Here is a 24,910-nt window from a genome sequence, read left to right on the forward strand (position 1 = left end):
CCACCCGGCCGCAGTCGCAAACGGCCCGCACCCCCACCAAACCCGCACAGACCGCCGCAGGCACCCCGCCCCACCGCCGGAGGTACGCGTAGCGCTCCGCAACCACATGCACACACCTCGAATCGGTTCAACCTCTTGACGGGAGGCAACCCGAACGGCTCAGCTTAGAGTTCACTAGTTGGACATGGACGGGGCCTCATCGAAGCGGCCCCGCGCGCAGGAGGTCGTCGTGGAGACTCCGGGGTCGCAGTCGTCGCTGCACCGAGCCAACCTGGAGCGGGTCGTACGAGCCGTGCGCCTGGCGGGCTCCCTCACCCAGGCCGAGATCGCGCGGACGACGGGCCTGTCCGCCGCGACGGTGTCCAACATCGTCCGGGAGTTGAAGGAAGGCGGCACGGTCGAGGTCACGCCCACCTCGGCGGGCGGCCGCAGGGCCCGCAGCGTGTCCCTCAGCGGGGACGCCGGCATCGTCATAGGGGTCGACTTCGGCCACACCCACCTCCGCGTCGCCATCGGCAACCTCGCCCACCAGGTCCTGGCCGAGGAGTCCGAGCCCCTCGACGTCGACGCCTCGTCGACCCAGGGCTTCGACCGGGCGGAAGAGCTGGTCAGCCGCTTGATCGAGGCCACCGGCGTCGACCGGTCCAAGATCGCCGGAGTCGGCCTCGGCGTGCCCGGCCCCATCGACGTCGAGTCCGGCACCCTCGGCTCGACCGCGATCCTCCCCGGCTGGACGGGGACCAAGCCCGCCGAGGAGCTCCACGGCCGCCTCGGCGTGCCCGTGCACGTGGACAACGACGCCAACCTCGGCGCCCTCGGCGAGATGGTCTGGGGCAGCGGTCGCGGCGTGCGCGACCTGGCGTACATCAAGGTCGCCAGCGGTGTCGGCGCGGGCTTGGTGATCAACGGCAAGATCTACCGTGGTCCGGGCGGTACCGCCGGAGAAATCGGACATATTACACTCGACGAATCCGGCCCCGTCTGCCGCTGCGGGAACCGCGGCTGCCTGGAGACCTTCGCGGCCGCGCGTTACGTGCTGCCGCTCCTCCAGTCCAGTCACGGCACCGACCTGACGATGGAAGGCGTCGTGCGGCTCGCGCGGGACGGAGACCCGGGCTGCCGTCGGGTGATCGCCGACGTCGGCCGCCACATCGGCAGTGGAGTCGCCAATCTCTGCAACCTGCTGAACCCGAGCCGTGTGGTCCTCGGCGGTGATCTCGCCGAGGCCGGTGAGCTGGTGCTCGGGCCGATCCGGGAGTCCGTGGGCCGCTACGCCATCCCCAGTGCGGCACGCCAGCTGTCCGTTCTTCCCGGGGCACTCGGCGGCCGTGCGGAGGTGCTCGGAGCGCTCGCGCTGGCCCTCAGCGAGATGGGCGATTCGACCCTTTTGGACGGCACCGCCGTCGGGGCGCTGCAAGCGGCGACCCCTGCCTTCACTTAGAGAACGGATGGCACCGTTGCCATCTCGTTAAGGATTTACTTCTTGACGTCGCACGTGTGGCCGAGTTGACTTCCAGCCACCTCGGCCGCAATGTCGCGGCCTCGTCAGGGAGGTTTCTGAAGTGAACACGCGTATGCGTCGCGCCGCCGTTGCGATTGCCGCCGGTGCGATGGCCGTTTCGCTTGCTGCCTGTGGCAGCGCCAAGGAGTCGGGTGACAACGCCGACTCCACCGGGTCCCCCAAGAAGGGCGACGACATCAAGGTCGGCCTGCTCCTTCCGGAGAACGCGACCGCCCGTTACGAGAAGTTCGACCGGCCGCTCATCCAGAAGAAGGTCAAGGAACTCACCAACGGCAAGGGCGAGGTCGTCTACGCCAACGCCAAGCAGGACGCCAGCACGCAGAACCAGCAGGTCGACACGATGGTGACCAACAAGGTCGACGTGCTGATCGTGGACGCGGTGGACTCCAAGGCCATCGCCGGCTCGGTGAAGAAGGCCAAGGACGCGGGCATCCCCGTCGTCGCCTACGACCGCCTGGCCGAGGGCCCGATCGACGCCTACACCTCGTTCGACAACGAGACCGTCGGCAAGACCCAGGGCGAGGCCCTGCTGAAGGCCCTGGGCGACAAGGCCAAGGACGGCCAGATCGTCATGATGAACGGGTCGTCCACCGACCCGAACGCCGCCCAGTTCAAGAAGGGCGCGCACTCCGTCCTCGACGGCAAGGTGAAGATCGGCCGCGAGTACGACACCAAGGAGTGGAAGCCGGAGAACGCCAACTCCAACATGGAGGGCGCCATCTCCGCCCTCGGCAAGGACAAGATCGTCGGCGTCTACTCCGCCAACGACGGCATGGCGGGCGGCATCATCACGGCCCTGAAGGCGGCCGGTATCGCCGACATCCCCGTCACCGGCCAGGACGCCGAACTCGCGGGCGTGCAGCGCATCGTCACCGGTGAGCAGTACATGAGCGTCTACAAGCCCTACCCGCAGGAGGCGGACGTCGCGGCCGAGATGGCCGTCGCCCTCGCCCAGGGCAAGTCGCTCGACTCGATCGCCAAGGACAAGGTCGACAGCCCGACCACCAAGGCCATCCCGTCCGTCCTGGTCCCGGTCGTCTCGCTGACCAAGGACAACATCAAGGACACCGTCATCAAGGACGGCATCTACACCGTGAGCGAGATCTGCACCGGCAAGTACAAGGCCGCCTGCGACAAGATCGGCCTCAAGTAAGCAGCCGTCAGGTCCCCTGAGGGGCACGGGAGTCCGGAACCGGGCTCCCGTCACCCCCGTACGGGACCAGGCTGCCCCGAGTTCCTCCGGCGCCCCGCCACACCAGCCCCGCAAGCTCCGCGGGGCGCCGGAGTGATCACTTTCGCACTCTCTGTCAAACCTTCTGCACATACCTCCCGCCGGGTCAGGCGGCGAAGGAGATGGTTCACGTGTCCGCTACGCCCGTGCTGGCGTTGCGCGGGGTCTCCAAGCGGTTCGGTGCCGTACAGGCGCTCACCGACGTAGAGCTTGAGGTCCACGCCGGTGAAGTGGTCGCCCTGGTCGGCGACAACGGAGCCGGAAAGTCCACGCTGGTCAAGACGATCGCCGGCGTGCACCCCATCGATGAGGGCGTCATCGAATGGGACGGCAGGTCCGTCCAGATCAACAAGCCGCACGACGCCCAGAACCTGGGCATCGCGACCGTCTACCAGGACCTCGCGCTGTGCGACAACATCGACGTCGTCGGCAATCTCTACCTGGGCCGGGAGATCCGCAAGCGCGGTGTCCTGGACGAGGTGGAGATGGAGCGCCGCTCCCGCGAGCTCCTCGACACGCTGTCGATCCGCATCCCCAGCGTCCGCATCCCGATCGCCTCGCTGTCCGGCGGCCAGCGCCAGACCGTGGCCATCGCCCGGTCCATGCTCGGCGAGCCCAAGCTGGTCATCCTCGACGAGCCCACCGCCGCCCTCGGTGTCGAGCAGACCGCGCAGGTCCTCGACCTGGTCGAGCGGCTGCGCGAGCGCGGCCACGCCGTGATCCTCATCAGCCACAACATGGCTGACGTCAAGGCCGTCGCGGACAAGGTCGCCGTGCTGCGCCTCGGGCGCAACAACGGCATCTTCGAGGTCAAGTCGACCTCGCAGGAAGAGATCATCTCCGCCATCACCGGCGCCACCGACAACGCCGTGACCCGCCGTGCGGCGCGCACGAACGGGGAGGTTTCCAAGTGAGCATCGACAAGACCTCCGCGGCCACGGGAGCCCCCGAAGACCACGTCGTGGAGAACCCCGAGGCGGCCAAGGCGGCCGTGACGGTCGTCGACCCCCGGCTGCTGGTGCGCGAGCAGGGCCTCGCCGGCTACGTCACCGAGTTCAAGCGCAAGATGAAGTCCGGCGACCTGGGTTCCCTCCCGGTCGTCGTCGGCCTGGCGATCATCTGGCTGATCTTCACGAGTCTGAACTCCAACTTCCTCACCGCGGGAAACCTGTCCGACATGTCCGTCGCCATGGTCGGCACGGGCATGATCGCCGTCGGCATCGTGTTCGTGCTGCTGCTGGGCGAGATCGACCTGTCGGTCGGCTCGGTCAGCGGTGTCGCGGGTGCGAGCTTCGCGGTGCTGAACGTCACCAACGGCATGAACGAATGGCTCGCCTTCCTGCTGGCCATCGTCACCGGCACGGCCGCCGGCGCGCTGCACGGCTTCTTCTTCGCGAAGATCGGCGTGCCCGCGTTCGCCGTCACCCTGGCCGGACTGCTGTTCTGGAACGGCTTCATGCTCCAGATCCTGGGCGACAACGGCACGATCAACCTCGACCCGGACGGGGTCGTGGCCCAGCTGACCAGCTACTACTTCTCGGACGTGGCCGCCGCCTACGGGCTGGCCGCGGTGGTGACCGCCGGGTACTTCCTCAGCTCCTTCCTCGGCAACCGGCGCCGGGAGGCAGCGGGGGTGCCGTCGCGGCCGCTGAGCGAGACCATCGTGCGGACGGTGCTGCTGGCGGTCGTCGCGTTCGCCGTCGCCATCGTCTTCAACCAGTACAAGGGCCTGCCGCTGGCCGTGGTGATCTTCATCGTGGTGCTGCTGGTCACGGACTTCGTGCTGCGGCGCACGGCGTACGGGCGGAAGGTGTTCGCGCTCGGCGGCAGCGTCGAGGCGTCCCGCCGGGCCGGCATCAACGTGGAGATGGTCCGGATCTCGGTCTTCGCGATCTCCGGGACGTTCGCGGCGGTCGGCGGTCTGTTCATCGCGTCGAAGATCGCCGCGGCCAACCAGGGTGCCGGTGGCGGTGACCTGCTGATGAACGCGATCGCCGCCGCGGTGATCGGCGGTACGTCGCTGTTCGGCGGTCGCGGGCGGACGTGGAACGCGCTGCTCGGTGTGCTGGTGATCGTGTCGATCCAGTACGGGCTGGCGCTGGAGGGCATCGCTTCTCCGGTCCAGTACATGATCACCGGTGGTGTGCTGTTGGCCACGGTCGTGATCGACGCGGTGACGCGCAAGACGCAGAAGACCGCGGGTCGCGCGTAGCGCTGAAGGACATGACTGTGCCCGGCGCCGGAAGGTGCCGGGCACAGTCATGTCGTAGGTGTGGCACAACTTGGGTACAGCCGAACGCGTGACGTACGACGCATGGCCTCGGCGCCGCCCGCGAAGGCGGAACATTAGACTCGACAAGCCCGGCAACAGCTCTACTGCAAGGAGGCACGGGTGCCGCTGCTGACCCGTATCAGGGGACCGCGCGATCTGGACCGGCTCAGCCTGGAGGAGTTGAACCAGCTGGCGGAGGAGATCCGGACCTTCCTTGTCGAAGCGGTCTCCAAGACCGGCGGTCACCTCGGCCCCAACCTCGGCGTGGTGGAGCTCACCATCGCCCTGCACCGGGTCTTCGAATCGCCCAAGGACAAGGTGCTCTGGGACACCGGTCACCAGTCCTACGTGCACAAGCTCCTCACCGGCCGTCAGGACTTCTCGAAGCTGAAGATGAAGGGCGGTCTGTCCGGCTACCCCTCGCAGGCCGAGTCCGAGCACGACATCATCGAGAACTCGCACGCCTCGACCGTCCTCGGCTGGGCCGACGGCATCGCCAAGGCCAACGAACTCCTCAAGCGCGACAGCCACGTCGTCGCCGTGATCGGTGACGGGGCGCTGACCGGCGGCATGGCCTGGGAGGCGCTGAACAACATCGCCGACGCCAAGGACCGCCCGCTCGTCATCGTCGTCAACGACAACGAGCGCTCCTACGCCCCGACCATCGGCGGCCTCGCCAACCACCTGGCGACCCTGCGGACCACCGACGGCTACGAGCGGTTCCTCGCCCGCACCAAGGAGGTGCTGGAGCGCACCCCCGTCGTCGGGCGGCCGCTCTACGACACCCTGCACGGCGCCAAGAAGGGCCTGAAGGACTTCATCGCCCCGCAGGGCATGTTCGAGGACCTCGGCCTGAAGTACGTCGGCCCGATCGACGGACACGACCTGGAGGCCCTGGAGTCCGCGCTCGCCCGGGCCAAGCGGTTCGGCGGGCCGGTCATCGTGCACTGCCTCACCGAGAAGGGCCGCGGTTACCAGCCCGCCCTCCAGGACGAGGCCGACCGCTTCCATGCCGTCGGCAAGATCCACCCCGACACGGGCCTGCCGATCGCCTCCTCCGGCGCCGACTGGACGTCCGTGTTCGGCGAGGAGATGGTCAAGCTCGGTGAGGAGCGCGAGGACATCGTCGCCATCACCGCCGCCATGCTCCAGCCGGTGGGCCTGGACAGGTTCGCCAAGCGCTTCCCCGATCGGGTCTACGACGTCGGCATCGCCGAGCAGCACGGCGCCGTGTCCGCGGCGGGTCTGGCGACGGGCGGGGTGCACCCGGTGTTCGCGGTGTACGCCACCTTCCTCAACCGCGCCTTCGACCAGGTGCTGATGGACGTGGCCCTGCACAAGTGCGGGGTGACCTTCGTGCTGGACCGGGCCGGTGTCACCGGCACCGACGGGGCGTCACACAACGGCATGTGGGACATGTCGATCCTCCAGGTCGTACCGGGGCTGCGGCTGGCCGCGCCGCGGGACGCCGACCAGGTCCGCGCCCAGTTGCGCGAGGCCGTCGCGGTCGACGACGCGCCGACCGTGGTCCGCTTCTCCAAGGGCGCCGTCGGTCCCGCCGTTCCCGCCGTGGGCCGGATCGGCGGCATGGACGTGCTGCGCGAGCCCGGCACGGACCGGCCCGACGTGCTGCTGGTCTCCGTCGGCGCCCTCGCGCCGATGTGCCTGGAGATCGCCGGCCTGCTCGACAAGCAGGGCATCTCCACCACCGTCGTCGACCCGCGCTGGGTCAAACCCGTCGACGAGGCCATGGCCCCGCTCGCCGAGCGGCACCGCGTGGTCGTCACCGTCGAGGACAACAGCCGGGTCGGTGGCGTGGGTTCCGCCATCGCCCAGGCGCTGCGCGACGCGGGCGTCGACGTGCCGCTGCGCGACTTCGGCATCCCGCCGCGCTTCCTCGACCACGCCTCGCGCGCCGAGGTCATGGCCGAGATCGGCCTCACGGCGCCGGACATCGCCCGCCAGGTGACCGGGCTGGTCGCCAAGCTGGACGGCCTCCCCACCGAGCGCTCCGCGGCCGACGCCGTCGACTCCGTGGAACCCGCGCGCGACTGACACCGCTGAATGGGCCGGGTCCACCACCGTGAAGGGTGGTGGAACCGGCCCATTGGCGTGAATCCGTTCATGCCGGGGCATACGGATGGTGCCCCCTCTCGATCATGTCGAGGACGACAAGCGTGGGAGGTAACCCCGTGAGCAGTACCCTCTTCCGGACGAAGAAGGTCGAGCAGTCCATCCTCGACACCGAGGAGCCAGAACACGCGCTCAAGAAGTCCTTGTCCGCGCTGGATCTGACCGTCTTCGGCGTCGGCGTGATCATCGGCACCGGCATCTTCGTCCTCACCGGAACAGTCGCGAAGAACAACGCCGGGCCCGCGACGGCTCTGGCGTTCGTCGCGGCCGGCGTCGCGTGCGCTCTGGCCGCGCTCTGTTACGCCGAGTTCGCGTCGACGGTCCCGGTCGCCGGATCCGCCTACACGTTCTCGTACGCCTCCCTCGGCGAGTTGCCCGCCTGGATCATCGGCTGGGACCTGGTCCTGGAGTTCGCGCTCGGTACGGCGGTGGTGGCCGTCGGCTGGTCCGGCTACATCCAGTCGCTCATGGACAACGCGGGCTGGGCGATGCCCGCGGCCCTGGGGAGCAGAGAGGGTTCCGACGTCTTCGGCTTCGACATCCTCGCCGCCGCGCTCGTCCTCGTCCTCACCGGCATCCTCGTCCTCGGCATGAAGCTGTCCGCGCGGATCACGTCGATCGTCGTCGCCATCAAGGTGACGGTCGTCCTCGTCGTGATCATCGCGGGCGCGTTCCTCATCAAGGGCGAGAACTACGACCCGTTCATCCCGAAGGAGCAGCCCGTGGAGGCCGGGGCGAGTCTCGACTCCCCGCTGATCCAGCTCATGTTCGGCTGGGCGCCCTCCAACTTCGGCGTGATGGGCATCTTCACCGCCGCCTCCGTCGTGTTCTTCGCGTTCATCGGCTTCGACGTCGTGGCCACGGCGGCGGAGGAGACCCGCAACCCGCAGCGCGACATGCCACGCGGCATTCTCGGCTCACTGTTCATCTGCACGGCCCTGTACGTCGCCGTGTCGATCGTCGTGACCGGCATGCAGCACTACAGCCGACTGTCCGTCGACGCGCCGCTCGCCGACGCGTTCAAGGCCACCGGGCATCCCTGGTACGCGGGTTTCATCAGCTTCGGCGCGGCGGTCGGTCTGACGACGGTGTGCATGATCCTGCTGCTCGGGCAGACCCGGGTGTTCTTCGCGATGAGCCGTGACGGGCTGCTGCCGCGGTTCTTCTCCCGCGTCCACCCGCGGTTCAAGACCCCGCACCGGCCGACCATCCTGCTCGGCGTGGTCATCGCGATCCTCGCCGGCTTCACTCCGCTGACGGAGCTCGCCGCCCTGGTGAACATCGGCACGCTGTTCGCCTTCGTGGTCGTCGCCATCGGTGTGCTCGTCCTCCGCAGGACCCGCCCCGACCTGCACCGGGCCTTCCGCACGCCGTGGGTGCCGGTCATCCCGATCCTGTCGGTGTGCGCTTCGCTGTGGCTGATGATCAACCTGCCCGCCGAGACGTGGGTGCGGTTCGGCATCTGGATGGCCGCCGGGTTCTTCGTGTACTTCCTGTACGGCCGCACGCACAGCCGCCTGGCGAAGGGCGAGGAAACCAAGCCCGAGCAGACGCTCTAGCCTCCGGCGGTGGAGCGGGGGTGCCTGCGGCGGCCTGTGCGGCTTCGGTGGGGGCTTGTGTCGCGCCTGCGCGCGGGCTGTGGGTCGGGGCCGCGCCGGGGGGTGTCCGTCCTCGGAACGGCGCGATGGGGTCGGACGCTGACTGACTGTCCGTTGACGCGCCAACCGCTGCGGGCGGACACCCCCCGACACGTCCCCTTCCGTGCGTGCGCGGGTGCGGGCGTGTCGTGGCTCAGCTGCCGCAGGCCGTCGCGCTGCGGGCCGCCGGTCCCGCCCAGCTGCGGGCAGTCGTGCCGCTGGGGCGGCACGGGTGGGCGCAGCGGCACCCCGTTCCGCCGGGTTGCGGACCCACCGCGCCCCGGCCGCAACGCCGGGTACCTTCCAGCGCCGTCAAGCCGTCGCCGCCGGAGGGGCCGGAGCCAACTGCCGCGCCAGCCACGTCGGTACACCCCCGAGCAACCGGAACAACCGCCGAGCCTCCTCCCGCAGCCGGGATGCCTCCGGCTCGGTCTCCGTGTCGGCGAGGGACACCAGCGCCGGCGCCGTACCGACGAGATAGCCCAGCTCCTCACGGATCCGCAGCGACTCCGTGAAACCGTGCCGGGCCTCCGCCAACTCCCCGTCCCGCAAAGCGAGTCCGGCCAGGTGCCGCCACGTGAAGGACAGCAGCAACGGGTCGGACTGCGCCGTCGCCCCCGCGTGCGCACGGCGATACGCGGCCCGCGCCGCCTGCGGGGAACGCGTCAGGTTCTCCGCGAGCAGCCCGCGACGGAAGTCCAGCAGGGCCCGCCGCGGAGCCCCCGGAGGGATCAGCGCCGCCGCCCGTCCCAGCGCCGCCCGCGCCTCGTCGGCCCGGTCGCGCACCGCGAGCACCGTCGCGGCGTAGGCCAAGTACCCGCGTTCACAAGCGGCCGCGCCCCGCTCGTCGTCGCTGTGGGCCAGCGCCTCGGCGGTGCGCAGGGCGTCCTCGGCCTCCTCCCAGCCCTGCTCCGTGTACAGACACCGTTCCACCAGCAGCGACGCGCGTTGCAGCGCCGCCGCGGGGGTGTCCGGCAGCAGCAGGGCGGCCGCGTCGGCCCAGCACGCGCGTGAGCGCAGCCGCCATACCGCGGTCTGGAGGGGATCGTCACCGGCGGTCGTTCCGTTACCAGACATGGCGGTATGCGCCACGTTGCCCTCCCCGAGCACGCCATCGAGCTGTTGAGTGGTGGCGGCATCTCAGCACGAATCGCGGCGCCGGGCCAAGAGGGTGGGTGAAGGATTTCACAAAGTCGTGGGACTCCTGGGCGCCCCGTGTTTGCGCCGGACGCCCCGCGTCTCAGCTCATCCGCAGCGCCAGGAAGAAGTCGAGCTTGTCCTCCAGGCGCGACAGATCACGGCTCGTCAACTGCTCGATACGGCCCACCCGGTAGCGCAGCGTGTTGACGTGGAGGTGGAGCCGGGCGGCGCAGCGCGTCCAGGAGCCGTCGCAGTCCAGGAAGGCCTCCAGGGTGGGGATCAGTTCCGCTCTGTGGCGGCGGTCGTAGTCGCGGAGGGGGTCCAGGAGGCGGGCCGTGAAGGCGCGGCGGACGTCGTCCGGGACGAAGGGCAGCAGGAGGACGTGGGAGGCCAGCTCCTGGTGGCCCGCCGCGCAGACCCGGCCGGGGCGGGCCGCAGCCACCCGGCGGGCGTGGCGGGCCTCCTCCAGCGCGCCGCGCAGGCCCTCCGCCGAGTGCACGGCCGCGCTGACGCCGAGCGTGAGGTGGCCGTCGTCGTTCAGGCCGGCCGTCAGCGGGTCCCGTACGGACTCCAGGAGCGCTTCCGCGAGGACGCCGGTCTCCGAGCCGTCGTGCTCCGTCGAGACGGCGGGGAGGGGGACGAGGGCGATGGCCTCGTCACCCGTGTGGGCCACGGCGATGCGGTCGGAGGGCTCCGGGCCGGCCGACAGGGGGTCGACGAGGATCTCCTCCAGCAGGGCCTGGGCGACCGGGCCGCCCTCGATCTCGGCGCCGTCCCAGTCGACGCGGGCCACGACCACCTGCCAGTGGGGTGCGGCCCCGAGGCCCGGCAGCAGCACCGGCGCGGCCACCCGGAGGCGGGCGGCGATCTCGGCGGGGGCCGCGCCCGTCTGGACCAGTTCCAGGATCTCCTGGGCGAGGCGGCGGCGGACCGTGCGGGCGGCCTCGCGGCGGTCCCGTTCGACCGCGATCAGCTGGGTGACGCCGTAGAGCAGGTCGAGGCGCTCCTCCGCCCAGTCCCCGGCGTCCGCCTCGACGGCCAGCAGCCAGTCGGACAGCACGGTCTCGCGGGCGTCCCGGGCGGTCTGCGGCGAGCGGCCCGTCGAGCGGATCGGGAAGAGGGAGTAGGTGGTGCCGCCCAGGAGGACGCGGTGCGGGGCGCGGCGGCCCGTCCGGGTGGCCGTGAGGTGTTCCGCCGCCAGCCGGCCGCAGGCCTCGGCGGGGAGGGCGGGGCCGGACGTCTTCGGGCCCGCGATCAGGCGGCCGGTGGGGGACAGGACCCAGGCGCGCAGGTCCAGGTCGGAGCCCAGCAGGTCCAGGACGACGTCCGGGCCGCCGCCCGCCGGCCCCGACGTCATCATCCGGCGGTGGCGGTCGACCACGGCCGCGAGGTCGCCGGCGCGCTCACCGGAGACCTGCCGCACGACGTGCTCGGTGATCGTCGCGAACGCCACCGACTCGTGCACCGCCAAGAGCGGGAGGCGGTGGCGGGCACAGGCCGCGACCAGGTCGTCCGGTACGTCCCCGAGCTCGGCCTCGCCCGCGGCCAGGGCCGTGACTCCCTCCTGCACCAGGATCCGGACGAACGGCTCCGAGTCCGCGGCGTCCCGGCGCCAGGCCAGGCCCGTGAGCACCAGCTCGCCGCCCGAGAGGTAGCGGCTGGGGTCGCGCAGGTCGGTGGTCATGACACCGCGGACGGTGCGGTCCAGCTCGTCCTCGCCGCCGAGCAGCTTGAGGCCCAGCGCGTCGGTGTCCAGCAGTGCGCGCAGCCGCATTCTCGTCGCCGCCGTTCTTTGTCTCGAAATCTATGGTGGATCTTGGTGGGGTGCGGGGGTGAACGTCCGTTCGGCGGGCTGGTGAGCGGAGTTCGCCGCCCTCCGGACGTGTCCTGGCTGTGTCCCAGGTCACGCGGCTGTGTCGCGCGTTTCCACAGGAAAACGAGGAGGTTTCTGATGGCCTCCGTTCATACGAATCTACAAGATGCCCGTCCTGGCCAGCCAACTCCTTCATGGTTTCCGTGACTGACCCCGCCGGAGCACCGCCCTGTGTACTGAGTCCACTACGCGTTAACAGCACATGAACGAGCCGGGACCGCCGCACACGGATTGGCTCAATCTGAACGCCCCACACGAAGACGAAGAAGAGAGCCGGTCATGGACTTCCTTCGCCCCGCCAGCTGGGAGGAGGCGCTCGCCGCGAAAGCCGAGCATCCCACCGCTGTGCCGATCGCGGGTGGCACCGACGTGATGGTCGAGATCAACTTCGACCACCGCCGGCCCGAGTACCTCATGGACCTGAACCGCATCGGCGATCTCTCCGAGTGGGAGGTCGGCGAGGAGAGCGTGCGGCTGGGTGCCTCCGTGCCGTACACGACGATCATGGAGAACCTGCGCGCCGAGCTGCCGGGGCTGGCCCTGGCCTCGCACACGGTCGCCTCCCCGCAGATCCGCAACCGCGGCGGCGTCGGCGGCAACCTCGGCACCGCATCCCCGGCCGGCGACGCCCACCCCGCCCTGCTCGCCGCGGGCGCCGAGGTCGAGGTCGAGTCGGTACGCGGGTCACGGCGGATCCCGATCGACGAGTTCTACACGGGCGTCAAGCGCAACGCGCTGGCCCCCGACGAGCTGATCCGGGCCGTGCACGTGAAGAAGGCCGACGGGCCGCAGCAGTTCTCCAAGGTGGGGACCCGGAACGCGATGGTCATCGCCGTGTGTGCCTTCGGGCTGGCGCTGCACCCTCGGACGCGGACCGTGCGGACCGGCATCGGTTCGGCCGCTCCGACCCCCGTTCGGGCCAAGGCCGCCGAAGAGTTCCTGAACGCGGCTCTGGAGGAGGGCGGCTTCTGGGACAACGGGAAGATCATCACCCCGTCGGTCGCCAAGCAGTTCGCGGACCTGTGCTCCGCCTCCTGCAACCCCATCGACGACGTCCGGGGCACCGCGAGCTACCGCCGCCACGCGGTCGGTGTCATGGCCCGCCGCACGCTGACCTGGACCTGGGAGTCCTACCGCGGCACCCGCCGCACCACCGAGGGAGCTGCGTAATGCGCGTCAACTTCACGGTCAACGGCCGTCCGCAGGAAGCCGACGACGTGTGGGAGGGCGAGTCCCTGCTGTACGTGCTGAGGGAGCGGCTCGGCCTGCCGGGCTCGAAGAACGCCTGTGAGCAGGGCGAGTGCGGGTCGTGCACGGTCCGGCTGGACGGTGTGCCGGTGTGTTCGTGCCTGGTGGCGGCGGGTCAGGTGGAGGGCCGCGAGGTCGTCACCGTCGAGGGGCTCGCCGACTACGCCAAGCAGCGCGCCGAGGGCGGCTGCGCGACCGGCGCCTGCGGCACGTCGCTTCAGAACGCCCAGCAGTGGGAAGCCAAGGGCGACTCGCATACCGGCGAGGGCACCGAGCTCTCCCCGATCCAGCAGGCGTTCATCGACGCCGGCGCCGTCCAGTGCGGCTTCTGCACGCCCGGTCTGCTGGTCGCCGCCGACGAGATGCTGGAGCGCAACCCGACCCCGACCGACGCGGACATCCGCGAGGCCCTGTCGGGCAACCTGTGCCGCTGCACCGGCTACGAGAAGATCATGGACGCGGTCCGCCTCGCGGCCGCCCGGCAGGGAGAGGCGGTCTGATCATGTCTTCCCCCAACGGAACGCCCACCAAGATCACCCAGGGCTCGCAGACCAAGGGCGGCATTGGCGAGTCCACGCTCCGCCCGGACGGCACCCTCAAGGTCACCGGCGAGTTCGCGTACTCGTCCGACATGTGGCACGAGGACATGCTCTGGGGCCAGATCCTCCGCTCGACCGTCGCGCACGCCGAGATCGTCTCCATCGACACCAGCGAGGCCCTGGCCACACCGGGCGTCTACGCCGTGCTGACCTACGACGACCTGCCCACGGACGTGAAGAACTATGGGCTGGAGATCCAGGACACCCCGGTCCTCGCTCACGGCAAGGTCCGCCACCACGGCGAGCCGGTCGCGATCGTCGCCGCCGACCACCCGGAGACCGCGCGCCGCGCCGCCGCCAAGATCAAGGTCGACTACCGGGAACTGCCCGTCATCACCGACGAGGCCTCCGCGACCGCCCCCGACGCGATCCTCGTCCACGAGAACCGCGACGACCACCACGCCGGGCACGTCCCGCACCCGAATATCGTCCACCGCCAGCCGATCGTCCGCGGTGACGTGGCGGAAGCCCGCAAGCGGGCCGACGTGATCGTCGAGGGCGAGTACACCTTCGGCATGCAGGACCAGGCCTTCCTCGGCCCCGAGTCCGGCCTCGCCGTGCCCGAGGAGGACGGCGGCGTCCACCTCTACATCGCCACCCAGTGGCTGCACAGCGACCTGCGCCAGATCGCGCCCGTGCTCGGCCTGCCCGAGGACAAGGTGCGCATGACGCTGTCCGGCGTCGGCGGCGCGTTCGGCGGCCGCGAGGACCTGTCCATGCAGATCCACGCCTGCCTGCTGGCGCTGCGCACGGGCAAGCCGGTCAAGATCGTCTACAACCGGTTCGAGTCCTTCTTCGGGCACGTCCACCGCCACCCGGCCAAGCTCTACTACGAGCACGGGGCCACCAAGGACGGCAAGCTCACGCACATGAAGTGCCGGATCGTCCTGGACGGCGGTGCCTACGCCTCCGCCTCCCCGGCCGTCGTCGGCAACGCCTCCTCCCTGTCGGTCGGCCCGTACGTGATCGACGACGTGGACATCGAGGCCATCGCCCTCTACACCAACAACCCGCCCTGCGGTGCCATGCGCGGCTTCGGCGCGGTCCAGGCGTGCTTCGCCTACGAGGCGCAGATGGACAAGCTGGCGAAGAGGCTCGGCATGGACCCGGTGGAGTTCCGGCAGCTCAACGCCATGGAGCAGGGCACCCTCATGCCGACCGGGCAGCCGGTCGACTCGCCGGCCCCGGTCGCCGAACTGCTGCGCCGCGTCAAGGCGATGCCGATGCCGCCGGAGCGCCAGTGGGAGTCCAGCGAGGGCGCCGACCTACGGGAGCTGCCGGGCGGCCTGTCCAACACCACGCACGGAGAAGGCGTCGTACGCGGTGTCGGCTACGCGGTCGGCATCAAGAACGTGGGCTTCTCCGAGGGGTTCGACGACTACTCGACCGCGAAGGTCCGGATGGAGGTCGTCGGCGGCGAGCCCGTCGTCACCGTCCACACGGCCATGGCCGAGGTCGGGCAGGGCGGGGTCACGGTCCACGCGCAGATCGCCCGCACCGAACTGGGCGTCACGCAGGTGACCATCAACCCCGCCGACACCCGGGTGGGCAGCGCCGGTTCGACGTCGGCCTCCCGGCAGACGTACGTCACCGGCGGTGCCGTGAAGAACGCCTGTGAGCTGGTCCGCGAGAAGGTGCTGGAGATCGGCCGCCGCAAGTTCGGCTCCTACCACCCCGCCTGGGCGACGGCCGAACTGCTCCTGGAGGGCGGCAAGGTCGTCACCGACGGCGGAGAGGTCCTCGGGGACCTGGCCGACGTCCTGGAGGACGAGGTCGTGGAGGTCGAGGAGGAGTGGCGGCACCGGCCGACCGAGCCCTTCGACCTGCGCACCGGTCAGGGCAACGGGCACGTCCAGTACTCCTTCGCCGCGCACCGCGCCGTCGTCGAGGTCGACACCGAGCTCGGCCTGGTGAAGGTCATCGAGCTGGCCTGCGCCCAGGACGTCGGCAAGGCGCTCAACCCGCTGTCCGTGCTCGGCCAGATTCAGGGCGGCACCGTACAGGGCCTGGGCGTGGCGGTCATGGAGGAGATCATCGTCGACCCGAAGACGGCGAAGGTGAAGAACCCCTCCTTCACGGACTACCTGATCCCGACCATCCTCGACACGCCGACCATCCCGGTCGACGTCCTCGAACTCGCCGACGAGTACGCCCCGTACGGGCTGCGCGGCATCGGCGAAGCGCCCACCCTGTCGTCGACCCCGGCGGTCCTCGCGGCCATCCGGAACGCGACCGGGCTCGAGCTGAACCGGACTCCGGTACGGCCCGAGCACCTGACGGGTACGTCACTCTCCGAGGCCTGAGCAGGAGAGTTCCGTCCGGGGGACCGCGTCCCCCGGACCCCCCTTCGTTCGTCTCGGGCCGTCCCCCGGGTCGTGCATCCCAACCCCCTATGAAACTTGGGAGTAGGCCCACATGACCCAGCAGTCACTGGAGCCGAGGACCACAGCCGAAGACGCGGGCGAAGGCACCCGCGTCCCGGCCGGACGGTCCTGGCTCGACCGGTACTTCCACATATCCCACAGAGGGTCCACGGTCGCGCGCGAAGTGCGCGGCGGCGTCACCACCTTCATGGCGATGGCGTACATCCTCCTGCTCAACCCCGTGATCCTGTCCGGCAAGGACGCGGCGGGGAACACCCTCGCGCAGCAGGGCCTGATCACCGCGACCGCGTTCGCGGCGGCCCTCACCACCCTGCTGATGGGTCTCGTCGGCAAGGTGCCGCTCGCCCTCGCCGCCGGTCTCTCCGTCTCCGGAGTCCTCGCCTCCCAGGTCGCGCCCGAGATGACCTGGCCGCAGGCGATGGGCATGTGCGTGATGTACGGCGTGGTCATCATGCTGCTGGTCGTCACCGGCCTGCGCGAGATGATCATGAACGCGATCCCCCTCGCGCTCAAGCACGGCATCACCATGGGCATCGGCCTGTTCATCGCCCTCATCGGCTTCTACAAGTCCGGCTTCGTGCACCAGGGAGAGGCCACCCCCCTCGCGCTCGGCCCGGCGGGCGAACTGGCCGGCTGGCCGGTGCTGCTCTTCGCCGGCACCCTGCTGCTGATCTTCATGCTCCAGGCCCGGAACATCCCGGGCGCCATCCTCATCGGCATCGTCGGCGGCACGGTCGTCGCCGCGATCCTGAACGCCGCGGGCGTCATCGACCCCAAGCAGTGGGCGGCCGGCGCCCCCGAGCTGCACGGCGGCGCGGTGTCCATGCCCGACTTCTCGCTCTTCGGGGACGTGGAGTTCGGCGGCTGGGGCCAGGTCGGCGCGATGACCGTCGGCATGATCGTCTTCACACTGGTGCTGGCCGGGTTCTTCGACGCGATGGCGACCATCATCGGCGTCGGCACCGAGGCCAAGCTCGCCGACGACAAGGGCCGGATGCCGGGCCTGTCCAAGGCGCTGTTCATCGACGGCGCCGGCGGCGCGATCGGAGGCGTGTCCGGCGGCTCGGGCCAGACGGTGTTCATCGAGTCGGCCACGGGCGTCGGCGAGGGCGCGCGCACCGGCCTCGCCTCGGTCGTCACCGGCCTGTTCTTCGCGGCCTGCCTGTTCTTCACGCCGCTCACGGCGATCGTGCCGCAGGAGGTCGCGTCCGCCGCCCTCGTCGTCATCGGCGCGATGATGCTGATGAACGCCCGGCACGTGGACTGGGCCGACCGGGCCACCGCCGTCCCGGTGTTCCTGACGGTCGTCCTGATGCCGTTCACGTACACCATCACCACCGGTGTCGCCGCGGGCGTCATCTCCTACGTCGCCATCAAGACCGCCCAGGGCAAGGTGCGCGAGATCGGCGCCTTCATGTGGATCCTGACGGCGGTGTTCCTCGTCTACTTCGCCCTCAACCCGATCGAGAGCTGGCTGGGCGTCCACTGACGCCCGGCGCACCGGCCTCGCAGCCTCGCAGCCTTAAGGAGACCGAGACAGATGCTGGACATCGCCGAGGAGCTGAACCGGTGGGTCGAGCAGGGCCGTGACTTCGCCGTGGCCACCGTGGTGGCCGTCGGCGGCAGCGCGCCCCGGCAGCCCGGCGCCGCGCTCGCGGTGGACGCCGAGGGCACGGCCATCGGCTCGGTCTCCGGCGGCTGCGTGGAGGGCGCGGTCTACGAGCTGTGCGAGCAGGCGCTGCGGGACGGCGAAACCGTCCTGGAGCGCTTCGGTTACAGCGACGACGACGCCTTCGCCGTGGGCCTGACCTGCGGCGGCGTCATCGACATCCTGGTCACCCCGGTACGGGCCGCCGATCCGGTCCGCCCGGTGGTCGCGTCCGCGCTCACCGCCGCCGCCCGAGGGGAGGCGGCGGCGGTGGCGCGGATCGTGTCGGGCCCGCCCGAACTGACCGGCCGGGCCCTGCTGGTCCGCCCCGACGGCCCCTGCGAGGGCGGCTTCGGCGGCCATCCGGAACTGGACCGCACGATCGCCGCCGAGGCGGGCGCCCTCCTGGACGCCGGCCGCACCGGCACCCTGGAGATCGGAGAGCAGGGTTCACGCTGCGGAGCACCGCTCACGATCCTGGTCGAGTCATCCGTCCCCCCGCCCCGGATGATCGTCTTCGGCGCGATCGACTTCGCCTCCGCCCTGGTCCGCGTCGGCAAGTTCCTCGGTTACCACGTGACGGTGTGCGACGCGCGCCCCGTCTTCGCGACCCGGGCGCGCTTCCCGGAGGCCGACGAGATCGTCGTCGAGTGGCCCCACCAGTACCTGGAGCGCACGGACGTCGACGCCCGCACGGTCCTGTGCGTGCTGACCCACGACGCCAAGTTCGACGTGCCCCTGCTGAAGCTGGCGCTGCGGCTGCCGGTGGCGTACGTCGGTGCCATGGGCTCCCGGCGCACCCACCTGGACCGCAACGCCCGCCTGCGCGAAGTCGGCGTCACCGAGCTGGAGCTGAGCCGGCTGCGCTCCCCGATCGGCCTGGACCTCGGGGCCCGTACGCCCGAGGAGACGGCCCTGTCGATCGCCTCGGAGATCGTCGCCGCCAGGCGTGGCGGCAGCGGGGTTTCGCTGACCGGGGCCCACACGCCGATCCACCACGAGCCGGCGTCCAAGGAGGTCGGGCGGATCGGGTCGGTGGCCTGACACCGGGTCAGCCGGCCGCCGCGGCCTCCAGGAGCGAGAACGGTTCCGCTTCCGGGAGCGGTGTGACGGAGACGAGGGACAGGCCGGCGGCCTCGCACAGCGCCTCGAAGTCCGCGCGGGTGCGCTCCCTGCCGCCTACGTTCACCAGCATGTTGAGGTCGCTGAGATACGTGTTCCCGTCGTCGGCCCCGACGACCTCGGGCAGTACCGGTTCCAGGATCAGGACGCGTCCGCCGGGCGGCAGCGCCGTGCGGCAGTGGCGCAGGATCGTGACCGCCCGGTCGTCGGGCCAGTCGTGCAGGATGCTCTTCATCAGGTAGAGGTCCGAGCCCTCGGGCACCGAGCGGAAGAAGTCCCCGGCGGCCAGGGAGCAGCGTTCCGTGAGCCCGTGCCGCCGCAGGTTCTCCGGCGCCTGGGCGAGCCCCTCGCTCGTGTCGTGGAGGACACCGGTGAGGCCGGGGAACGCGGCGAGTACGCCGGCCAGGAGCGTGCCGTCTCCGCCGCCGACGTCCGTGACCGTGCGGAACCGGTCGAAGTCGAAGGCGTGCGGCAACGCGGTGGCGGTCTCCGCGGTGGCCTGGCTCATCGCCGCGTTGAATTCGGCGGACAGCTCCGGTTGCCGGGCGAGGTGGCTGAAGAAGTCCGTGCCGAAGACGGTGTCGAACGCGACGTCGCCGGTGCGGACGCTGTCGTCCAGGTGCTCCCAGGCGCGGATGATCGCCGGCTCGGTGAACATCCGCACGAAGGAGGTGAGCGAGTCGGGGCGGCCCGGGTCGAGGAGTAAGCCCGCGGGGGCCACCGCGAAGGTGCCGAAGCTGTGTTCCCTCAGCAGGCCGAGGCCGGCCAGGGCGCGCAACAGCCGGGTCATGGGCTGGGGCTCGGCTCCGGCGTCGGCGGCCACGTCGGCCGCCGGGCGGGGCGTGTCGCCGATCAGCTCGACGATCCTCAGCCGGACGGCCGCGCGCACGGTCTGCGCGGCCATGCCGCCGAAGACGAGCCGTACGAGCAGGTCGCGGTCGGTCATGTCCGGTGCCAGGGCACGGGTGTTCGCCACAGGTCTTCCCCTTCTTTGTCGTTCGTCCGGTCAGCCGGCGGACGTGGCCCTGCCGGCCAGGGCGGTGGGCGTGCAGCCCGCGAACGCCAGTACGTCGCGATGGAGATGGGGCTGGTCGACGTAGCCGCAGGCCAGGGCGACGTCGGCGGCGTTCGCTCCCGCGGTGAGCGCGCGGGCGGCGTGGTCGAAGCGGACCAGCATGGCGGCACGTTTCGGGGTGAGGCCGATCTGGTCAGTGAAACGGGACCAGAGCCGTTTGCGGCTCCAGCCGCAGGCCTCGGCCAGTTCGCCGACCCGTACCCGGCCCCGACGGGCGACGATGGTGTCCCAGACGGCGGCCACCTCGGGCGCCATCCCAGGTGCCCGCGCGGCCCGTTCGGCGAGGAACCGGTCCACGAGCGCGAGGCGCTGCTCCCAGGCCGGGGCCTCGGCCAGCCGCTCCCGCAGCCGCGACCCGGCCCGCCCCCAGAGGTCGTCGAGCCCCCTGACGGATCCGTCCAGCTCGCGCGGGGAGACGCCCAGCAGAGCATAGGCGGCCCGGGGGGACAGACGCATCTCGACGCACTCGACGCCCGCACCGCGGATCCGTGCCGGGCCGGGCGTCAGCGCGGCGGCGAAGCTCGGCAGGTCCTGGTGTCCGTGGGCACCGTCCACCGAGAACGGGTGCTCCCCGAGCCCGATCACGACGACCACCGCCGGCTGCGGAAGCACCCGCAGGTCCAGCCCGGCGGCGGCCCGTTCACGGAACCCGGCCATCCGGACACCGTCGAGTGACATGCCGTCGCGGGGGAGGACGACGTCCCAGCCGGGCTCGCTCTCCGCTTCGTAACTGCGCATGCCTCCACGGTCGCCGACGCGGCCGCTCCTGTCTTGGACAAAAGTTCCGCCCGGCAGACGCCGGGGCGTCACGGACGTCTGAGCAAACGGTTCAGCGCGCGGCCGAACACGTACCGCGCCGAGGGCCGCAGTGCGCCGTCGAAGAGGGAGGGCAGCAGCCGGATCCGGATCTCCTCCCGCCAGACCACACGGGTGCGCCCCCCGGGCCCCGGCCGCACCTCCAGCTCCGCCCAGCCCAGCACCACCCGGCCCCGCTTCTCCAGGCGGCACATCCCCGGCGCCCCGTCCTGCGGCGGCTGCCACACCGTGACCTCCATCGGGTCGTCGAAGGCCAGCGCGCCGACACCCGAGCGGGCCACGACCACCGTGCCCACGCGGGTCGGACCGGGCGGATCCACCCTGACCGCCGTCAACGGCACCACCTCACCGTGCCGCGGCCACAGCGTGATCCGCCGCCACGCCTCGGCGAGGGGAAGCGGGACCGTCCGTTCGAGCAGGATGTTCACCACGGCACGATCGTAGGGAACTCACGGAGAGTCATCGGTACACCGTCCCCGGCTGCGCCTTCCCGGGTGCCAGCGGCTGCGGCACCGTCCTGGTCACCCGCCCCTCCCTCCGTCTCCCCGGCAGCCCGGTCACGGAGAGCTCCGGGTACTTCTCGATGTGCCGCTTTCCCAGGAGGGCCCGGCGGCAGTCGGCCGTGCCGAGGCGGGCTGCCTGGACGTCCGTCGCCGCCGGTGCGCGGACGGCGCTGGGAGCCGTGGCGTCGGGCCCCGAGCAGCCGCTCAGAGAAGGCACTATACATAGGGTGTATAGTCGCAGTTCATGGGTTCCGGACTCCTCGCCTGGTTACTCGCGCCGACACGCAAGTGAATGCCAGTGGAAGGAGAGTCCCGTGAGCGGACGTGCCTGGCGCCGGGCTCTGGTGACCGGCGGTGCCGGATTCGTGGGGTCCCATCTGTGCGCACGGCTGGCCGACACCGGCACGGAGGTCGTGTGCCTGGACAACCTGGCCACCGGCTCCCGCGCCAACGTGGTCGACCTGGACCAGCGACCCGGCTTCCGCTTCGTGCGCGGTGACGCCACCGACCCGGCGGCCTGGCAGGCGCTGCCCGGCCGGTTCGACCTCGTCCTGCACTTCGCCTGCCCGGCCTCGCCCGCCGACTACCTGCGGCTGCCGCTGGAGACCCTCGACGTCGGCAGCACCGGCACCCGCCTCGCGCTGGAACGGGCCCACGCCGACGGCGCCCGGTTCGTCCTCGCCTCCACCTCCGAGGTCTACGGCGACCCCCTGGAGCACCCCCAGCGCGAGGGCTACTGGGGCAACGTCAACCCGATCGGCCCGCGCAGCGTCTACGACGAGTCCAAGCGCTTCGCGGAGGCCCTGGTCACCGCCCACCGGGGCGTGCACGGCACCGACACCGCCATCGTCCGCATCTTCAACACCTACGGCCCCCGCATGCGCACCGGCGACGGCCGCGCCGTCCCCACCTTCATCGCGCAGGCCCTGGACGGCATGCCCCTGACCGTGGCCGGCGACGGCGGGCAGACGCGCTCGCTGGCTTACGTCGACGACACCGTGGACGGCGTGCTCGCCCTGGCCGCCTCCGCCGAGACCGGGCCCGTGAACATCGGCGGCGGCGACGAGATCACGATGCTGGAGCTGGCCCGCCGGATCGTCGAGATCACCGGCTCCGCCTCCCGCATCCGGTTCGTGGACCGCCCCGTCGACGACCCCGCCCGGCGCCGCCCCGACACCCGGCTGGCCCGGGAACGGCTCGGCTGGCGGCCCCGCGTCGGCTGGAGCGAAGGACTCGAACGGACCATTGGCTGGTTCTCGCGCTCCGTGGCCGCCTGAGCGCGGTCACTGTGTGCTGTTTTAGCGCTGCATACGGTGAAAAATCCGCCCACTGAGCGGTGAGCTGTCTCCAAGTGTTTGAGACAACCGCCAGTGCGGCACTCGCCGAGACGCCGGACTACGCCACACAGCTCGGGACGGAGCACATGCGCATCCTTGGTATCAACGCCCTGTTCCACGACCCGGCCGCAGCCCTCGTCGTCGACGGCCGCACGGTGGCGGCCGCCGAGGAGGAGCGCTTCAGCCGGCGCAAGCACGGCAAGCGCCCGCTGCCGTTCTCCGCGTGGGAGCTGCCCGAGCTGTCCGCCCGCTGGTGCCTGGAACAGGCGGGCCTGCGGCCCGGCGACCTGGACGCCGTCACCTACTCCTTCGACCCGAAGCTCGCCCGGCCCGCCCGCGACATGGGCCTGAACGACCCCTGGGACCCGCTGCGCCTGGAGTACGCGCGCCGCGCCCCCGAGTTCCTCGCCGAGGCCCTGCCCGGCCTCGACCCCGAGCAGGTCGTCTTCGTCCCCCACCACGTCGCGCACGCCGCCTCGGCCGGGCCCGCCTCCCCGCACCCCGACAGCGCCGTCCTCGTCCTGGACGGCCGCGGTGAGGCCGCCTCCCACCTGGCCGGCCGCTACCGCGACGGCAAGCTCGACACCCTCGCCTCGCAGGCGCTGCCCGACTCCCTCGGCCTGGTCTACGAGGAGCTCACCGAACACCTCGGGTTCCTGCGCAGCAGCGACGAGTACAAGGTGATGGCCCTCGCCTCCTACGGCACCCCGCGCTTCCTGCCGCAGCTTCGGCAGTACGTCCACCCCACCGGCCACGGCGGCTTCCGCGCCCACGGCGTCGACTGGGCGTCCTTCGCCCCGCCCCGCGCCAAGGGCGAACCCTGGAACCAGGACCACGCCGACCTCGCCGCGAGCACCCAGGCCGTCCTGGAGGAGGTCCTGCTGGAGCTCGTGCACTGGCTGCACCGCGAGGCCGGGGGCGAGGCAGTCACGATGGCCGGGGGCGTCGCCCTCAACTGCGTCGCCAACTCGAAGATCGCGGCCAAGGGCCCGTACCGGGACGTGTGGGTGCAGCCCGCCGCCGGGGACGCCGGTACCGCGCTCGGCGGGGCGCTGCACCTCGCCGCGTCGGAGACCGGACAGCCCGCCCCCATGCCCGGCGCCGCCCTCGGCCGCGGCTGGAGCGACGACGAACTGCGCGCCTGGCTCGACACGGCGGCGATCCCCTACGAGAAGCCCGACGACATCGCCGAGACCGTGGCCGAGGAACTGGCCCGGGACGGGGTCGTCGCCTGGTTCCAGGGCCGCAGCGAGTACGGGCCGCGCGCCCTCGGACACCGCTCCCTGCTCGCCCACCCCGGCCGCGCCGAGAACCTGGAACGCCTCAACCACGTCAAGGGCCGCGAGGAGTTCCGCCCCGTCGCCCCGATGGTCCTCGCCGACCGCGCCGCCGACCTGTTCTCCGGTGGCCCGCTGCCCAGCCCGTACATGCTGTTCGTGCACGACGTCGCCCAGGAGTGGCGGGACCGCGTCCCGGCCGTCGTGCACGTCGACGGCACCGCCCGCATCCAGACCGTCGAGGAACGGCGAGAACCGCTGGTGGCGCGGATGCTGCGGGGCTTCGAGCGGCGCACCGGACTGCCCGTGGTCGTCAACACCAGCCTCAACACCGCAGGCCGGCCCATGGTCGACGACCCGCGTGACGCCCTGGAGTGCTTCGGCTCCGCGCCCGTCGACCTGCTGGCCATCGGCCCGTACGCGGTCCGCCGGGAGCGGGTGTTCGACGCGGGGAGGGCAGCGGCATGACCTCGTACGCCGTCGTCATCCCCACCCTCGTGCGGGACACCCTCGCCGACTGTCTCGCCGCGCTCGCCGCCGCGACCGGGCCGCGCCCCGAGCAGATCGTCCTCGTCGACGACCGGCCCGACCCCGAACCCGGAACGCTGGAGCACCCGTTGAGCGTCCTCGGCGACCTGCGGGAGCGCACCACCGTGCTCACCGGCGGCGGACGCGGGCCCGCCGCCGCCCGCAACACCGGACTGCGGGCCGTGACCGCGCCGTGGACCGTGTTCCTCGACGACGACGTCCAGGTCGGGCCCCACTGGGCCGGCCAACTGGCCGAGGACCTCGCCGAGGCGACGCCCGACATCGCCGGCGTCCAGGGCGACATCACCGTCCCGCTGCCCGGCGAACGCCGCCCCACCGACTGGGAACGCGGCACCGCCGGACTCGCCCGCGCCCACTGGATCACCGCCGACATGGCCTACCGCACCGAGGCGCTCAAGCAGGTCGGCGGCTTCGACGAACGCTTCCGGCGCGCCTTCCGCGAGGACGCCGACCTCGCGCTGCGCGTCCTCGACGCGGGCTGGCGCATCCGGCAGGGCCGCCGCACCACCCGCCACCCCGTGCGCCCCGCCTCCCGCTGGGTGTC

At 71.2% G+C, this 24,910-nt stretch carries 20 protein-coding genes; 14 read left to right on the forward strand and 6 right to left on the reverse strand.

Annotation, left to right across the window (positions count from 1 at the left end; genetic code table 11):
- Nucleotides 1-229: 229 nt before the first annotated feature.
- The 6 genes from CA983_RS17215 (at nucleotide 230) to CA983_RS17240 (ending at nucleotide 8,717) form a co-directional block, all read left to right on the forward strand.
- Nucleotides 230-1,441, forward strand: coding sequence for an ROK family transcriptional regulator (locus tag CA983_RS17215; RefSeq protein WP_086601788.1), 1,212 nt, complete (start codon nucleotides 230-232; stop codon nucleotides 1,439-1,441).
- Between the two features lie 133 nt (nucleotides 1,442-1,574).
- Complete coding sequence (locus CA983_RS17220; RefSeq protein ID WP_167407391.1) at nucleotides 1,575-2,675, forward strand: ABC transporter substrate-binding protein; 1,101 nt, start codon at nucleotides 1,575-1,577, stop codon at nucleotides 2,673-2,675.
- Nucleotides 2,676-2,875: 200 nt separating this feature from the next.
- Nucleotides 2,876-3,667 carry an ATP-binding cassette domain-containing protein gene (locus tag CA983_RS17225; RefSeq protein WP_059420691.1) on the forward strand — a complete coding sequence of 264 codons (792 nt, stop codon included), beginning with the start codon at nucleotides 2,876-2,878 and terminating at the stop codon, nucleotides 3,665-3,667.
- Nucleotides 3,664-4,965: a sugar ABC transporter permease gene (locus CA983_RS17230; protein WP_086601790.1), complete on the forward strand. Its 1,302-nt coding sequence runs from the start codon at nucleotides 3,664-3,666 to the stop codon at nucleotides 4,963-4,965. The genes CA983_RS17225 and CA983_RS17230 overlap by 4 nt, the downstream gene beginning before the upstream one ends.
- 180 nt (nucleotides 4,966-5,145) lie before the next feature.
- Nucleotides 5,146-7,080, forward strand: a complete 1,935-nt coding sequence (gene dxs, locus CA983_RS17235) for a 1-deoxy-D-xylulose-5-phosphate synthase (protein ID WP_086601791.1) — start codon at nucleotides 5,146-5,148, stop codon at nucleotides 7,078-7,080.
- A gap of 137 nt (nucleotides 7,081-7,217) precedes the next feature.
- Nucleotides 7,218-8,717, forward strand: a complete 1,500-nt coding sequence (locus CA983_RS17240; protein WP_086601792.1) for an amino acid permease — start codon at nucleotides 7,218-7,220, stop codon at nucleotides 8,715-8,717.
- A 390-nt stretch (nucleotides 8,718-9,107) separates the two neighbouring features.
- On the opposite strand, the gene CA983_RS17250 is transcribed toward CA983_RS17240, so the two are convergent.
- Together CA983_RS17250 and CA983_RS17255 are read right to left on the reverse strand one after the other, a co-directional pair.
- Nucleotides 9,108-9,887: a hypothetical protein gene (locus CA983_RS17250; RefSeq protein ID WP_086601804.1), complete on the reverse strand. Its 780-nt coding sequence runs from the start codon at nucleotides 9,885-9,887 to the stop codon at nucleotides 9,108-9,110.
- Nucleotides 9,888-10,035: 148 nt separating this feature from the next.
- Nucleotides 10,036-11,709 carry a PucR family transcriptional regulator gene (locus CA983_RS17255; RefSeq protein WP_086601793.1) on the reverse strand — a complete coding sequence of 558 codons (1,674 nt, stop codon included), beginning with the start codon at nucleotides 11,707-11,709 and terminating at the stop codon, nucleotides 10,036-10,038.
- Nucleotides 11,710-12,087: 378 nt separating this feature from the next.
- Between CA983_RS17255 and CA983_RS17265 the strand changes: the two genes are divergently transcribed.
- The 5 genes from CA983_RS17265 to CA983_RS17285 all read left to right on the forward strand — a co-directional run bounded on the left by CA983_RS17265 (nucleotide 12,088) and on the right by CA983_RS17285 (nucleotide 18,731).
- Entirely contained in the window at nucleotides 12,088-12,978 is an 891-nt protein-coding gene (locus CA983_RS17265) for an FAD binding domain-containing protein (protein WP_086601795.1), read from the forward strand.
- Nucleotides 12,978-13,556: a (2Fe-2S)-binding protein gene (locus tag CA983_RS17270; protein ID WP_086601796.1), complete on the forward strand. Its 579-nt coding sequence runs from the start codon at nucleotides 12,978-12,980 to the stop codon at nucleotides 13,554-13,556. The genes CA983_RS17265 and CA983_RS17270 overlap by 1 nt, the downstream gene beginning before the upstream one ends.
- Before the next feature lie 2 nt (nucleotides 13,557-13,558).
- Nucleotides 13,559-15,958 (forward strand): xanthine dehydrogenase family protein molybdopterin-binding subunit, encoded by a 2,400-nt coding sequence (locus CA983_RS17275; protein ID WP_086601797.1) that lies wholly within the window; start codon nucleotides 13,559-13,561, stop codon nucleotides 15,956-15,958.
- A 112-nt stretch (nucleotides 15,959-16,070) separates the two neighbouring features.
- Complete coding sequence (locus CA983_RS17280) at nucleotides 16,071-17,528, forward strand: NCS2 family permease (RefSeq protein WP_086601798.1); 1,458 nt, start codon at nucleotides 16,071-16,073, stop codon at nucleotides 17,526-17,528.
- A gap of 51 nt (nucleotides 17,529-17,579) precedes the next feature.
- On the forward strand, nucleotides 17,580-18,731 hold the full coding sequence (locus CA983_RS17285) for an XdhC family protein (RefSeq protein WP_086601799.1): 1,152 nt from the start codon (nucleotides 17,580-17,582) through the stop codon (nucleotides 18,729-18,731).
- A gap of 7 nt (nucleotides 18,732-18,738) precedes the next feature.
- On the opposite strand, the gene CA983_RS17290 is transcribed toward CA983_RS17285, so the two are convergent.
- The 4 genes from CA983_RS17290 to CA983_RS49195 form a co-directional block, all read right to left on the reverse strand.
- Nucleotides 18,739-19,755 (reverse strand): methyltransferase, encoded by a 1,017-nt coding sequence (locus CA983_RS17290; protein WP_086601805.1) that lies wholly within the window; start codon nucleotides 19,753-19,755, stop codon nucleotides 18,739-18,741.
- 60 nt (nucleotides 19,756-19,815) lie between these two features.
- The gene (locus CA983_RS17295) at nucleotides 19,816-20,622 is read right to left on the reverse strand and encodes a helix-turn-helix domain-containing protein (RefSeq protein ID WP_086601800.1); all 807 of its coding nucleotides are present in this window, start codon (nucleotides 20,620-20,622) and stop codon (nucleotides 19,816-19,818) included.
- A 68-nt stretch (nucleotides 20,623-20,690) separates the two neighbouring features.
- Nucleotides 20,691-21,131 carry an SRPBCC family protein gene (locus tag CA983_RS17300; RefSeq protein WP_086601801.1) on the reverse strand — a complete coding sequence of 147 codons (441 nt, stop codon included), beginning with the start codon at nucleotides 21,129-21,131 and terminating at the stop codon, nucleotides 20,691-20,693.
- 28 nt (nucleotides 21,132-21,159) lie between these two features.
- Nucleotides 21,160-21,420: a hypothetical protein gene (locus CA983_RS49195; RefSeq protein ID WP_341866672.1), complete on the reverse strand. Its 261-nt coding sequence runs from the start codon at nucleotides 21,418-21,420 to the stop codon at nucleotides 21,160-21,162.
- Nucleotides 21,421-21,517: 97 nt separating this feature from the next.
- On the opposite strand from CA983_RS49195, the gene CA983_RS17310 reads away from it, so the two are divergent.
- The 3 genes from CA983_RS17310 to CA983_RS17320 form a co-directional block, all read left to right on the forward strand.
- Complete coding sequence (locus CA983_RS17310; RefSeq protein ID WP_086601802.1) at nucleotides 21,518-22,480, forward strand: NAD-dependent epimerase/dehydratase family protein; 963 nt, start codon at nucleotides 21,518-21,520, stop codon at nucleotides 22,478-22,480.
- Nucleotides 22,481-22,626: 146 nt separating this feature from the next.
- A complete protein-coding gene (locus tag CA983_RS17315; RefSeq protein WP_086601803.1) occupies nucleotides 22,627-24,285 on the forward strand; it encodes a carbamoyltransferase family protein in 1,659 nt (552 codons plus the stop codon).
- Nucleotides 24,282-24,910 (forward strand): glycosyltransferase (locus tag CA983_RS17320; protein WP_143645505.1); only part of this gene is annotated, 629 nt, incomplete at its 3' end. The genes CA983_RS17315 and CA983_RS17320, both read left to right, overlap by 4 nt.

The organism is Streptomyces swartbergensis (assembly GCF_002148965.1).
Taxonomy (GTDB): Bacteria; Actinomycetota; Actinomycetes; order Streptomycetales; family Streptomycetaceae; genus Streptomyces; species Streptomyces swartbergensis.